This is a genomic window from Legionella drancourtii LLAP12, from assembly GCF_000162755.2.
Lineage (GTDB): Bacteria > Pseudomonadota > Gammaproteobacteria > Legionellales > Legionellaceae > Legionella > Legionella drancourtii.
Genome location: NZ_JH413829.1, coordinates 41,105 through 53,069 on the forward strand (window position 1 = coordinate 41,105; position 11,965 = coordinate 53,069).

Genomic DNA, 11,965 nt, shown 5'->3' on the forward strand with positions numbered 1-11,965 from the left:
ATGAAAAGAGATTTTTGTGATGTTGTTTTACTTGGAAATCCTACTCTTAGAATGGTTTCAAAACCAATTGATGATGAAGAATTTGGAACATTGGATTTAAATCAGCTATCGGAACGTCTTTTTCATATGATGAAAATTAAAAATGGTCTCGGTCTTGCTGCCCCTCAAATAGGTATCAATAAAAGAGCAATTGTTTTTGGTATGGATAACCACCCTGTTAAAAAACATCTTCCGCCAATTCCTTATACAATCCTATTTAATCCAATTTTTGAATCTACATCGGACTTTATTGAAGAAGAATATGAAGGTTGTTTAAGTGTTGGTGATCTGAGAGGAAAGGTTCCTCGCCACAAAAATATTATATATCGTGGATACGATGTTGATGGAAATTTAATCGAGAGGGAAGCATCAGATCTTCATGCACGAGTAGTCCAGCATGAAACAGATCATCTCAATGGAATAATTTTTCTTGATAAAGTAACAAACCATCAGTCACTAGGGTTTCACAATGAGTTAATTAAAAGTGGTGGATTATAACAAATGGTTTTAAGTTGGACTAATGTTTAAAATATCTAAAAAAATAATGATTAGTGGGGCAATTGGTAATACTCTGGAAATGTACGATTTTGCTATTTGGGGATTATTTTCAGTATTTCTTGCTAAAGCTTTTTTACCTAGTCACTCTAATTTGTCAGACATTTTCTTGATTTTCTTAATCACCTACGTTTTTAGACCTATTGGTGGTTTGTTGTTTGGTATTTTAGCCGATCAAATCGGAAGAAAACAAGTTTTAACTTTATCTATTATAGTAATGGGATTATGCACGTCTATTGTTGGTATTCTACCTTCTTATGGAAGTATAGGTCTTACTGCAACACTACTCCTCGTTTTTATTCGTTTTTTCCAGGTTTTTTCAGTCGGTGGTGAGTATATTAGCTCTATAGCACTATTAATCGAGAGCTGTGATAAAAACAAAAAGGGCTATTATGGCTCTTGGGCTGCTTTTGGTGTTAACGTAGGAATGATGCTTGCCTCTGGAGTTGGCGCAATCATAACATATCTAATAAACAACTCTTTAATCCCCTCTTGGGGATGGCGGTTTGCGTTTCTAATTTCTTTAATAACATCTTTGCTTGGATTTTGGATAAGAAACTCTATTCCGGAAAGCTATGAATTTATACTTGAAAATGCAAGGAAAAATAAAAGAACAATATCAGAAATATTTAGTGAGAGCATTCAATTAGTAAAAAATTCATATATGGAAAGTATAGTTGTTTTTTTATTGGTTTTATTTGGTGTGTCAACAACAGTATTCATTTATATTTTCTCACCCATCTATATGACATCAGCTAGCTCATTATCGAATAATATCTCTTTTATATTTAATACCATTAGCTTAGCAATAGTAGCGATATTTATTCCTTTTTTTGGTAGTATTTCAGATAAATATGGACGAATTAAAACAATGTCTTTGGGAATAATTACCTTACTATTAATTATTGTCCCATATTTTATCGCTATATCATCGAATGGTTTTTACCGAATATTAATTTCACATATTTTAATAGCGATTCCGTGTGCTTGCATATTTAGTGTTACACCCGTATTAATTACAGAAATATTTCCATTAAATGTTAGGTGCTCAATTACTGGCTTTATATATTCAGTAGCAGCTTGCCTGGGTGGTGGTATAGTTCCTATCTTAGCTTTCAAATTGTCAAATATGCAGTATGGAAAATATTTATTGAGTCTAGTGATCGTTACCATTGGTTGGGCTTGCTTGCTAGGGCTAATCGCCTTGCATTCAAAGAGAAGAAAGTGTGTTTATGAACTTACATTGGTTAATTGATCACTCCTTTGGACTGATCTTCCTGTTTTTCGGTTACTTTAAATATGCGATTGAAAGAGTCGCCAAATGTATTCGTGAGCTGGTGTATAGTGGATAGTAATCCGAACATTATCCATCTAGGCTGCATGGCACGCGCGCGTCGTCCTTTTGTTGAGCTGACAAAGCTGGCGAAAACACCGGGAAAATCGCATCAAGCAGTAGAGTTTTTTCAAAAACTTTATGCTATTGAAAAGAGTGCTCGTGAGGCCAACTATACACCCGAACAACGCTTCAACCTTCGCCTTGAAAAAGCCAAACCCATTCTCGATAAAATGAAACAATGGCTCGACCAATCACTTCGACATGCGGTACCTCAATCGAAATTAAATGATGCATTAACTTATATGCATGAGCGCTGGAACGAGTTAACTAACTATTTAAGCGATGGTTCGCTCGAAATCGATAATAATGGCGCTGAAAATCAAATCAGACCTTTTGCTCTGGGACGAAAAAACTGGCTATTCTCAGGAAGCCCGCGGGGCGCTCACGCCAGCGCATTATTTTATAGCCTCATTGCTACAGCTATTGCAAATGGTTGGAATCCCTTCAACTATCTTCGATATCTCTTTGAAAACATCCGCACTTGCAAATCACAAGCTGACTATACCTCTCTTTTGCCTTTCAATATCAGCTCAAATGAACGCTAGATGATACAACCCGTAGTTCGCCGACTTTCAATTACCCACAATTTTGGTAATTCGCCGACTTTCAATTACCCACAATTTTGGTAAGCTGCATTATTTGTTGAGTCTATGGATAGAAAGTGGATAATTTTGAGTTAAAGTATAAAGAGGAACAAGGATTAAATAGTGATTTAGATAATGACTGGATAGAGGAAGAGCTGAGCAATACCTGCCTTAAGGATGAGCGTCTTAGAAAGCGTTTTAGAGTTTTATTAGAACAACTATGGAATGGCATAGGCCAGACAATACCCTTTGTCTGCCAAGATTGGGCCAATACAAAAGCTGCTTATCGATTTTTATCGAATGATCGGATAAAAGAAGAGCAACTATTGGCAGGGCATTTCCAGTTAACTAAAAGACGGGTAGAGGCGCATCAAGGTGAATGGATTCTTGTTATACAAGATACGACAGAATTTTCTTTTCAACGAGAGAACAAGGAAGCCATCGGCATAACGCGCATCGTTCCAACAGGAGTAGATTTATTTGGCAAACCAATCCAATACAAAAAATGCGGGATCTTAATGCATTCCAGCCTGGCAATCAGTGATACAGGACTTCCTTTAGGACTAACTGCTATTAAATTCTGGACAAGAGAACAATTTAAAGGAACCAACGCCCTAAAAAGGCATATTAACCCTACCCGAATACCCATAGAGCAAAAAGAAAGTTATCGTTGGCTAGAGAATCTTAAGCAGTCAACAGCCTTATTACAAGAACCTAAAAGGTGTGTTCATATTGGAGATCGCGAAAGTGATATTTATGAGTTATTTTGTATTGCTCAAGAATTGGGCACACACTTTCTAGTTAGAACGTGTGTGAACCGATTAATTGAAAATGGCTCAAGTACCATTGCTGATAAAATGAGTTCTGTAGAAGTTAAAGGATTGCACCGCATTGAATTACAAGATGCCGATGGAAATAAAACAGAAATCCCTTTAGCAATAAAATATCAACAAATTAACGTTTTTCCACCCATTGGGAAGCAAAAGAAATACCCAAGCTTATCGCTAACAATTATCCATGCTGAGGAAGAACAAGATCCTACTAATCGGGATAAGATCGTTTGGAAATTGGCAACCAATTTACCGATTACATCCCTGGAACAGGCCATTGAAAAGCTGGATTGGTATGCATTACGCTGGAGAATAGAAACCTTTCATAAAATATTAAAATCCGGCTGTAAAGCAGAAGCTTCAAAACTAAGGACAGCACAGCGAATATCTAACTTGATTGCCATTTTTTGTATTTTAAGTTGGCGAATTTTTTGGATGACAATGATTAACCGTTGTTCACCCAATGCTTCGCCACAATTAGTATTCACTTCAGAAGAGATTCATTTACTTGATAAGCTTGTAAAAGGGAACATACAAAATGAGCGTCGAATTAAAAATTTGTCTTACTATTTAACTAAAGTAGCTCAATTAGGGGGATACTTAGCAAGAAAATCAGACCCTCCTCCTGGTAACATTGTTATGTGGAGAGGATTGTCTCGACTTACAGATATCGCTATTGGCTTTAAATTGGCTGAAAAAATAAGTTATGGGTAATTGAAAGGTTCGCCGAACGCTTACAAAACAACTCAATTACCGCTTCATTCCAAATTTTTTTCACTTTCATACTTCTGCCGCTGTATCACTGAAAAATTGGTATGCCTTCCAACAGCCAGGGCGATTTCATCAAAGTTCAAAAATCAAACACATAAATAAAAAGGATTCTGTATATTTTTTTTATAAGATATAGAAAATATGAGTTAAAAATAATTAGAATCAGGCACCTATGTTTCGAGGCGTAGATGTAAGGGCTCGCTTTCATAAATACATGGGCTCGCACTTATCGCAAAAAATGGGCTCACATTAATTGACTCTATCCGAAAATCTCGGCTCACATTAAATGACTTTATAAATTTCCTGGCTCACATTATTTGCACTTGGGCTCACAATAATGATTTTATCGCCATGCCCCTCTCACCAGAAAAACGTTCGTTTTTCTGGTGATTACTAAACATGCCGAAACAACATCAAAACAAAACCAATTAACCCGTTGAGAAAATCTAAACGAAATGATACCATTTTCTTATTCTTTTCTGGTGAGCATTTTTTATGTTTATAGGGTACATCCGTGTTTCTAAGTCTGATGGCAGCCAATTATTGGATTTACAGAAAGATGCGCTCATTAAAGCCGGTGTTGAGCCTAAATATATTTATGAAGATCTTGCCTCTGGTCGAAAAGATGATCGACCAGGGTTGAAAGCGTGTGTAAAAGCGCTACAACCAGGAAATACACTGATTGTATGGAAGCTGGATCGCCTTGGTCGAGATATGAAGCACTTAGTTAGCTTAATTGATGAGCTGAATCAAAAGAAAATTGGTTTTAAAGTTTTAGCCAGTAATGGTGCTGAAATTGATACGACGACAGCCAATGGTCGATTGGTATTTGGCATATTTGCAGCGCTTGCAGAGTTTGAACGAGAACTCATTCGTGAACGCACTCAAGCTGGGCTCGCTGCGGCCAGAGCCAGGGGACGTAAAGGTGGAAGGCCAAGAAAGATGGATATTCATACGTTAAAAATGGCGATGGCGGCGATGTCAGATAGAAATTCTGTGGCTAATGAAGTAGCGAAACGATTAGGTATCACAACTACGACACTTTATTCTTACGTCAATGGTGATGGTACACCAAAAGAATTGGGTTCTAAGTTATTAAAAACGGCTGCTCAAACAGAAGAGCAAGATGGCTAAGACAATTCCTACAGAGCAATTAATCTTGCTGCATAATAAAATGCTTGCTTTTTCACCTCGTCATCCAGAGCGGAAAAATCTTATTTGCTCTGTCGCTGAAGGTTTCGGCGTCTCTGAAAGCACCATACGCCGGCAACTGCGGGAACATATTCATTTTTCGGGAGGAACTCGCATTGATAAAAACATTCCGCGCGCTATTTCAAAAACCGATATGTTACTGTATTGCCAACTCATTGCGGCCTTAAAAATAAGGACATCTAACAAAAAAAACAAACATTTATCAACCCAAGCCTGTATCCACATTCTAGAAGAACATGGGGTAGAAACAGAAAATAATTTAATTAAAGTTTGTCCTGGAACATTAAAAAAAGCCACCATCAATCGCTATTTAAAAAAATGGGGATACGACTTTGCCTCAATGAAAATAGAACCAACGGTTGTTCACTTTGAGGCCGAGAATAGCAATGATTGCTGGCAATTTGATTTTACACCATCTGATTTCAAACAATTTTCAGCACCGGATGGCAAGAAACTTTTTATTGTGAATGTGACTGACGACAAAAGCGGTACGGTTTACTTCGAGTATGTGTTAGCACACGGCGAAGATGCACTGACAGCCTTACGTTTTTTATTTAATGCCATGGCGCTTAAAAAAATATCTGGCATGCCATTCCAAGGCATTCCTAAAATGATTTATACCGACAATGGGCCTTTTGCCAAAAGTGCCTTATTTAAAAGAGTTCTTGCAGCACTAGGCATTGAATTAAAAACGCACGTACCACGAGGTAAAGACGGTAGACGAACAACAGCAAGGGCTAAAGGTAAAACAGAGCGAACTAATCGTTCCGCGAAAGAAATGTTCGAACCCCTTTTTCATTTGCATGAGCCGACGAGTTTAGATCAGCTCAATGAATGGGCTGCAAACTATTTGAAGCAAAGCAATGAAATGTCACATCGTTCTGAAGACTGTGGACGTTTAGAAGCCTGGAAACGCTTTTTGCCACAAGAAGGTTATCGAAAAATGTGTTCTTGGGAAAAATTTTGTCAAATCGTTCGTGAACCTGAATCTCGACAAGTCGGCTCCGATGCTTGTGTGAGCGTGGATGGTATCTTATATCAATTATCCAGTGACATGGCAGGTTTAGAAGTTATCTTATTGCATGGTGTTTTCGACAATGAATTGCATGTTGAATTTGATGGCGATATATCTGGCCCCTTTTATCCTTTCAAAGGCCCCATTCCTTTACATACGTATCGCACACCACCCAAGAGCCATCGAGAAAAACAAGCGGATGAAATTGCCGATCTTGCCAAAAATATCTCGGTACCTTTATCGGTTATGACAGGAAACTCAGCAGATGGCGTGGTAAAACAATTAAAAAATGCTCATGCCATTGAACATGAAGTGAAGTCCATACCGTTCGAAGAAAAATTGATCGTTCAATTTCAAAATCGGTTTGAAGCTAAGCAGGCCATTTCTCACTATCTGAATAGACCTCTCGCCACATTGAGTCCGGCGCAGCTTGATTATGTTGATCAGATTGTAGGCGAATCATTAGAAAAAGAGACTGTCATGACCAAGGTGAGGCAATATTTTACCTTGGCGCTATGCCAATTAGGTGAAAAATAAAAAAAGGGTTATCTATGTATATTGAAGCTAATGAGTTTTATGGTCTAACAAAGTTTTTTAGTGAAGTCGGTTACTATGAAACCCCCATGCATCAAAAGCTCTATAACGATCTTAAAGCACACATTCAATTCGGCGGAATACTGGCGTTTACCGGATCAGTTGGCTCAGGAAAAACCACGCTACTCAACAGAATTCAGAATGAATTAGTGGAAAAACAACAGGTTATTGTTTCTCAATCTCTCTCAACAGAAAAAAGAGCCTTGACCATTCAAACGCTCTTTTTAGCTCTTTTTTACGATCTTTCCCCTAAGGAGAAATCCATCAAAGTTCCTACCCAAAATGAAAAGCGGGAACGTGAATTAATTGAGCTCATGAAAAAAAATAAAAAACCTGTTGTGTTGTTTATTGATGAAGCCCATGACATCCATGGATTGACACTCATTGGTTTAAAACGCCTTGTTGAAACGGTGGGATCCAAAGGCTGCAAATTATCCATTGTGCTAGCCGGACACCCTAAACTGGGTAATGCGCTTTCTCGAGCTACTATGGAAGAAATTGGTTCGCGCACAAAAACATTCAGCATTGATAACGCGATTGGAAGCAAAGAAAAATACATTATATGGCTTATCAATCAATGTCTTCAAGATAAGAAAAAATATCAAGAAATCATTACTGATGAAGCGATTCAAAAATTGGCAACAGCCTTGCAAACACCCCTGCAAATTCAAGACTACCTTACCAGGCTAGTACAACAAGGCCATCAATTAGGTGAAAAAATAATCACGCCAGAATTAATTGAACAAGTTCTCAGGGCTGATTTAAACTCTCTTGAAGCACAACTCGTTCGCAATGGTTATCAATTTAAATCAATCTGTGAATTATTGAATGCGACACCTAAAGAAACGAATGAGTTTCTGCAAGGAAAATTAAATTCTCAGCGAAAAAGTGAGTTTATACAAAAACTTCGTGATATTGCTATTGTGATATAGGATTGGCTTTATGAATGATCTAATGACGAAAGATTTACCCGCATACCAAGGCTTTTTAGCACAGGCTACGACACAAATTCGACAAGCTCGTACACGCGCTGCTCAATCAGTTAATAAGGAAGCTGTTTCGCTATATTGGTGGTTTGGTGAAAATATTGTTCAATATCAAGAGCAACATGGTTGGGGGAAATCCGTCGTAGAGCACTTATCTCACGATTTAAAAAAAGACTTTCCCGATGCGAAATTTGGATTTTCGGCAAGAAATTTGTGGGATATGCGACGCTTTTATCTGGAATATAAAGATTATCCAAAACTGCGACAACTCGTCGCAGAAATTCCTTGGGGACAAAATCTGGTGATTTTAAACAAGGTGAAACAGGAAGATGAGCGATTTTATTATCTGTCGGCAACCAAAGAACAAGCGTGGACACGTGATATACTTGCAGCACAAATTAACTCAAATGCCTATGGACGTCATTGTTTGTCAAACAAGCAACATAATTTCAATACAACTTTACCACAGCAATTAGCCGAACAGGCTGACCAGTCCATGAAAGATGTTTACATGTTTGATATGCTGGGTATTGCCGAACCTGTTATTGAAACAGAAATCGAACGTAGGATGGTAGAAAAAATTAAAGACGTCATCTTGGAGCTTGGTTGTGGCTTCAGTTTTATAGCTAATCAATACCGCATTGTAACACCTGACTCGGAATATTTTATTGATCTCTTGTTTTATAATCGAAAATTGCAGTCACTCGTGGCGTTAGAGTTGAAACGAACCCGCTTCAAACCAGAACATGCCGGAAAAATGAATTTTTATTTGAATTTACTGGATGAATTTGTGAAAGAACCCCACGAGAATCCCTCTATTGGCATTATTTTATGCGGCGATCATAGTCGATTTGATGTGGAGTACGCATTGAGGGGAATGGATAAACCCATTGGCATTGCCGGATACCAGTTAACAAAAGATGTGCCGGAGAAGCTAAAAAATGCTTTACCTGATGTCGCTCAATTAGAAGAAAAAATTCAATTTGAATTAGGTGTAACTGAAACAAACATAGATAACAATGAGCAAAAATGATGGGCAACAACGAAGCAGATGCATAAAAAATAATCGAGTCGCTTTGATTAAGCAAAGCAGCGTAAGGTTCATGACATTAAAACATCATAAAGAAACATGGATTTTAATATGAGTTATTGGGCATCAATGCTATTGGATCTAGCGATAAGATTTCTACCACGTAAACGAACGTTTTCTGGTGAGAGGGGCATGGCGATAAAATCATTATTGTGAGCCCAAGTGCAAATAATGTGAGCCAGGAAATTTATAAAGTCATTTAATGTGAGCCGAGATTTTCGGATAGAGTCAATTAATGTGAGCCCATTTTTTGCGATAAGTGCGAGCCCATGTATTTATGAAAGCGAGCCCTTACACGTAGATTATAGAAATCTTAATAAGGAGCCTGATTCTCATGCAAAGTACGTGTAAATTTGGAAAAAATCAATATTTATTTGATTGTTTTCTCACAATAAGAGATCCACGAGTGGGTGGTCGTTGTACCTATTCGTTATTAAGTATTTTAGTGATTGTGTTATGTGGCCTCATTTGCGGTTGCGATAACTGGAAGTCTATGGAGTTATTAGCCAAGACACGTAAACGCTGGTTAAGCCAATGGATAGATTTAAGTGAGGGAGTACCCAGCCATCAAACCTTGGCTCGCGTTTTTTCTTTGATTGAACCCAACGAGTTTGAACGGTGTTTACGCGAGTGGATACACGGCCTATGTTCTTTATTTAACGAGGATGTGATTGCTATTGATGGCAAGACTACACGCGGCTCTTTTCATAAACGCAGTAATAAGAAAGCCACGCACCTGATAAATGCTTATAGCTCGCGCTTGGCTACTGTCATGGGAAGTACAGTGACCCCTGATAAGTCCAATGAAATAAAGGGGATTCCTCTATTATTAAAGACCCTCAATATTAAGGATAAAATAATAACGATAGATGCCATGGGTACCCCAAAGGGCATTGCGAAGCTCATTCGTTTGAACGAAGCCCATTACCTGCTCGCTCTATAAAAAAATCATGGGCGTTTATATAAGAAAGTGAACACCCTTTTTAATATGAGAAAAATTGTACTGAAACTCTTAACTGATGAAAAAACAAATACCGATGGGATTGCTTTAAAAAGATTGAAAGCCGCTCTTTCTGTCCAATATACAAAAAAAGTGATAGGGTTTTAAACTTTGATGAAATCGCCCTGTCCAACAGCAACGGCAAAAAGCTTTCTAATTTTCAGCTCAATTATTTAGTCCTTTATGACATCAATGTTCGGTATTTTTACACATCGCTTTGATGGGCTTGGTGTAGCTACGAAGGTTATCTGTAATAATGACATGAGATTTAGAGTAAAAGTCTAAATTCCGAAATAAAAAGCGAATAGCTGCTCGTTTATTACGTCGTTTCTGCAAAAAAACATCCAATTCATAGCCTTCTGCATCTACAGAACTCCATAAATAATAGGTTACTCCATTGATTTTATGCTACTACTGCTCATCCAAATGCCACTTATCGGAAAGCCTAGGTTTCCGCTTTTTAATCACATCCTTAAAATAGGATCCAAACTTAAGGCACCACGTTCAGGCTGTTTCATGACTTACCAAAATGCCACGGTACAACAACCGCTCTGCAACATCGGAATAACGTTCATTAAATCGGTGATAGCTCCATACTAGATAATAATATTTTTTCGGTTTCTGATCCAAAATCTTCCTCAGGGCAAACGCATGAGTGCTCAAAAAATACCATTTAGCACTTTCTGTGCATAATCAGGTTGCAAAGTTGCTTTGTATCGCTTGGCCTTTATTCCTTTTTTACATGATTTTTCATTACGTAGTGCATTAATGGCGACATGTCTAAATACACCAAAATTTTCAGAGGCATTATCTCGCCGGACTCTTGAGTCATCTTCTCTAAATGAGACATCCAGCACCCAGTGCAGCTGATTCTCAATAGCCCAATGCTTTCTAACTGCATTAGCAAATATTTTAGCATCAGGTGCTATTGATGTAATGAAATATCGTGTTTCAGCGGTTGTTTTACCATCAATATATCGTTCTGACTCAACCATTCCAATGCTTTGCAAAGAAGCCCATCGTTCAGGATTGCCAAGAGTACTCAACATATCGCTGATCCAATATCGACGGAGCTCGACGCGCCCATGACCTTTATGAGATTCCTCAAAATAATCATGTCTAACACGCTTAAATTTAAATCGGCGAGATGTTTCAAAAAAATCGATTATCTCTTCGTGAAGTTGTTTTTGATTATCTTTAACGGCCAGCACATAATCGCCTTCTTTAGTGACAATTTTTTCCGCGATTTTCTCTTGGCAACCCATAGCATCAATGGTCACGATACAACCTTTAATATCCAATAAATCAAGTAAAGCTGGGATCGCTATGATCTCATTTGATTTATCATCTGTCTTTTTTTGACCAAGAACAACACCATTTTCGGCCGCATAAGCGCTCACCATATGGATCGCCGATTTACGTTTTTTCTTGTCGTATGAATGACGTATGCTTTTACCATCAACAGCTATAATTTTTCCGTCTGTTGCTTCCTCAACAGCGGCCATCCATTTGATGAAACAACGTTGTAACTCTTCTGGATTAAGACTGGATATTATTCTAGCGATCGTGTCATCAACTGGGATTCCCTTTTTAAAAAATCCACGCTCTTGTAACCAATTTAAACGAGCATGCCCCACTTCTTCTATATCCTGCCAGCCTTCAGCTCCGCAAATTACTGCTAAAACACACAACTCAAGGATATCAATCAGTTCGTGATCAATTTTGCTTTCTTGACGGGGATCTCGAATTATCGAGAAACATTCTACTAATGATGTTCGGGCTATCATTTTGGCTCCTTTACAAGTAAAGGAGCTATGAGATCACATAATCAGATTAATTTAAAGCCACTCATGATCTTGCCCTGAAATCTTCCTGCTCAATAAATAAATTTAA

The 11,965-nt window shown here is 38.0% G+C and carries 11 protein-coding genes; 9 read left to right on the forward strand and 2 right to left on the reverse strand.

What is annotated here, in order from left to right; translation table 11 throughout:
* The 9 genes from def to LDG_RS10850 all read left to right on the forward strand — a co-directional run bounded on the left by def (position 1) and on the right by LDG_RS10850 (position 10,015).
* The gene (def, locus tag LDG_RS10810; protein ID WP_006871391.1) at positions 1-537 is read left to right on the forward strand and encodes a peptide deformylase; all 537 of its coding nucleotides are present in this window, start codon (positions 1-3) and stop codon (positions 535-537) included.
* A gap of 22 nt (positions 538-559) precedes the next feature.
* Positions 560-1,849, forward strand: coding sequence for an MFS transporter (locus tag LDG_RS10815; RefSeq protein WP_006871392.1), 1,290 nt, complete (start codon positions 560-562; stop codon positions 1,847-1,849).
* An 89-nt stretch (positions 1,850-1,938) separates the two neighbouring features.
* A complete protein-coding gene (gene tnpC / locus LDG_RS10820) occupies positions 1,939-2,535 on the forward strand; it encodes an IS66 family transposase (protein WP_158307880.1) in 597 nt (198 codons plus the stop codon).
* 116 nt (positions 2,536-2,651) lie between these two features.
* A complete protein-coding gene (locus tag LDG_RS10825; RefSeq protein ID WP_006871394.1) occupies positions 2,652-4,118 on the forward strand; it encodes an IS4 family transposase in 1,467 nt (488 codons plus the stop codon).
* Between the two features lie 552 nt (positions 4,119-4,670).
* Entirely contained in the window at positions 4,671-5,309 is a 639-nt protein-coding gene (locus LDG_RS10830) for a recombinase family protein (RefSeq protein ID WP_006871395.1), read from the forward strand.
* On the forward strand, positions 5,302-6,939 hold the full coding sequence (locus LDG_RS10835) for a DDE-type integrase/transposase/recombinase (protein ID WP_006871396.1): 1,638 nt from the start codon (positions 5,302-5,304) through the stop codon (positions 6,937-6,939). Before LDG_RS10830 ends, LDG_RS10835 begins: the two co-directional genes overlap by 8 nt.
* A 14-nt stretch (positions 6,940-6,953) precedes the next feature.
* On the forward strand, positions 6,954-7,928 hold the full coding sequence (locus LDG_RS10840) for an AAA family ATPase (protein ID WP_006871397.1): 975 nt from the start codon (positions 6,954-6,956) through the stop codon (positions 7,926-7,928).
* A 10-nt stretch (positions 7,929-7,938) separates the two neighbouring features.
* Positions 7,939-9,015 (forward strand): PDDEXK nuclease domain-containing protein, encoded by a 1,077-nt coding sequence (locus LDG_RS10845; protein ID WP_006871398.1) that lies wholly within the window; start codon positions 7,939-7,941, stop codon positions 9,013-9,015.
* Between the two features lie 391 nt (positions 9,016-9,406).
* A complete protein-coding gene (locus LDG_RS10850) occupies positions 9,407-10,015 on the forward strand; it encodes an ISAs1 family transposase (protein WP_006871399.1) in 609 nt (202 codons plus the stop codon).
* Between the two features lie 246 nt (positions 10,016-10,261).
* Here the strand turns inward: LDG_RS10850 and LDG_RS20725 are convergent, their stop codons facing one another.
* Both LDG_RS20725 and LDG_RS10855 read right to left on the reverse strand, forming a co-directional pair.
* The gene (locus LDG_RS20725; protein ID WP_083821434.1) at positions 10,262-10,474 is read right to left on the reverse strand and encodes a DDE-type integrase/transposase/recombinase; all 213 of its coding nucleotides are present in this window, start codon (positions 10,472-10,474) and stop codon (positions 10,262-10,264) included.
* 257 nt (positions 10,475-10,731) lie between these two features.
* On the reverse strand, positions 10,732-11,859 hold the full coding sequence (locus LDG_RS10855; protein WP_006871403.1) for an ISAs1 family transposase: 1,128 nt from the start codon (positions 11,857-11,859) through the stop codon (positions 10,732-10,734).
* Positions 11,860-11,965: the final 106 nt, after the last annotated feature.

Bases quoted from the DNA above. Each gene is read 5' to 3' on its own strand.
- def (WP_006871391.1), top strand. From the start codon at position 1: ATGAAAAGAGATTTTTGTGATGTTGTTTTACTTGGAAATCCTACTCTT.
- LDG_RS10815 (WP_006871392.1), top strand. From the start codon at position 560: ATGTTTAAAATATCTAAAAAAATAATGATTAGTGGGGCAATTGGTAAT.
- LDG_RS10830 (WP_006871395.1), top strand. From the start codon at position 4,671: ATGTTTATAGGGTACATCCGTGTTTCTAAGTCTGATGGCAGCCAATTA.
- LDG_RS10835 (WP_006871396.1), top strand. From the start codon at position 5,302: ATGGCTAAGACAATTCCTACAGAGCAATTAATCTTGCTGCATAATAAA.
- LDG_RS10840 (WP_006871397.1), top strand. From the start codon at position 6,954: ATGTATATTGAAGCTAATGAGTTTTATGGTCTAACAAAGTTTTTTAGT.
- LDG_RS10845 (WP_006871398.1), top strand. From the start codon at position 7,939: ATGAATGATCTAATGACGAAAGATTTACCCGCATACCAAGGCTTTTTA.
- LDG_RS10850 (WP_006871399.1), top strand. From the start codon at position 9,407: ATGCAAAGTACGTGTAAATTTGGAAAAAATCAATATTTATTTGATTGT.
- LDG_RS10855 (WP_006871403.1), bottom strand. From the start codon at position 11,859: ATGATAGCCCGAACATCATTAGTAGAATGTTTCTCGATAATTCGAGAT.